Here is a 1458-nt window from a genome sequence, read left to right as displayed (position 1 = left end):
CGAAGGCCCGGGCGCTCTACGACGCCCGGCGCACCCGCACGCCCATCCCGCCCTTCACCGACGACGACCCGACGCTCGGGATGGCCGACGGGTACGCGGTGCAGCGCGAGCTGATCGACCTCCTGCTCGCCGACGGCGACCGGATCGTCGGGTACAAGGTCGGCCTGACCTCCGAGCCCATGCAGAAGATGATCGGCGTGGACTCCCCCGACCACGGGCCCGTCCTCGCCTCGACCGTCTACCGCGACGGGGACGAGGTCCCGCTGAGCCGGTTCATCGCGCCCAAGGTCGAGGCCGAGATCGTGTTCGTGCTCGGTGAGCGGCTGGCCGGCCCGGGTGTCACCGTCACGCAGGCCCGCGCCGCGCTCGCCGGGGCGGTCGCCGGGATGGAGATCGTCGACTCCCGCATCGCCGACTGGCGGATCAAGCTCGCCGACACCGTCGCCGACCTGGCGTCCAACGGCGCCGCCGCGACGTCGAGCCGGATCGTGCCGGTGACCGACCTGGACACCCGACTCGTCGGCATGACCCTCACGCGCAACGGCGAGCTCGTCGACACCGCGGCCGGCGCGGCCGCGCTCGGCGACCCGGTCGCCGTCGTCGCCTGGCTGGCGAACGTCCTGGGCGAGAACGGGGTCGCCCTCGAACCCGGCCACCTGATCATGACGGGCGCGCTGCACGCGGCCGTCCCGATGACCCCGGGCGACGTGTTCCGGGCCGAGTTCGACCGCCTCGGCGCGATCACCGTGAGGGTGGGCGCATGATCACCGTGAGCGAGCTGGCCGCCCGCCTGAGCAAGGCGGTCGCGGACCGCACCGCGATCGGCAAGCCGTCCGACGAGTACCCCGAGCTCGACATCCCCACCGCCTACCAGGTGCAGCGCGAGCTGCGCAGCGCCGCGGGCCCGCTCGCGGGCTGGAAGCTCGGGGTGACCTCGCGCGCCAAGCAGGCGCAGGTCAACGTCAGCGAGCCGATCTACGGCTTCCTGCCCGCCGCGGGCGCGCTGGACCTCGGCGAGCCGCTGGACACCGGCGCGCAGATCCAGCCCCGTTGCGAGCCCGAGATCGTGTTCACCCTCGGCCGCGACCTCGCCGGGCCGCACGTCACCGCGGCGGACGTGGTGGCCGCGTCGTCGGGTGTCGCCGTGGGGATCGAGGTCCTCGACTCCCGCTACGCCGACTACGGCTTCACGATGGCCGACGTCGTCGCGGACAACACCTCGGCCGCCCGGTACGTCGTCGGGGCCCCGGTGCCCCCCGCGGGCATCGACCTGCGGCTCGTCGGCGTGGTGCTCGAGAGGAACGGCCGGGTCGTCGCCACCGCGTCGGGTGCGGCCTCGCTCGGCCACCCCGCCGCCGCCGTCGCCTGGCTGGTCCGCGCGCTCGCCGCCGAGGGCGAGGGCCTGCGAGCGGGCGAGATCGTGCTGTCCGGCGGCCTCACGGCGGCGGTGCCGGTCGG

General features: G+C 74.8%; 2 protein-coding genes. Both read left to right on the top strand.

The annotated features are described in order from the left end of the window. Positions 1-764, top strand: a 764-nt coding sequence (locus LWC35_RS38725; RefSeq protein ID WP_232875572.1) for a 2-keto-4-pentenoate hydratase, incomplete at its 5' end; no start/stop codon positions are given. Next, positions 761-1458 (top strand): 2-keto-4-pentenoate hydratase (locus tag LWC35_RS38720; protein WP_232875571.1); only part of this gene is annotated, 698 nt, incomplete at its 3' end. The genes LWC35_RS38725 and LWC35_RS38720, both read left to right, overlap by 4 nt.

It is taken from the genome of Pseudonocardia kujensis (genome assembly GCF_021283305.1).
In the GTDB taxonomy this organism is placed as follows: Bacteria; Actinomycetota; Actinomycetes; order Mycobacteriales; family Pseudonocardiaceae; genus Pseudonocardia; species Pseudonocardia kujensis.
This window is presented reverse-complemented; position numbering and strand designations above follow the sequence as displayed.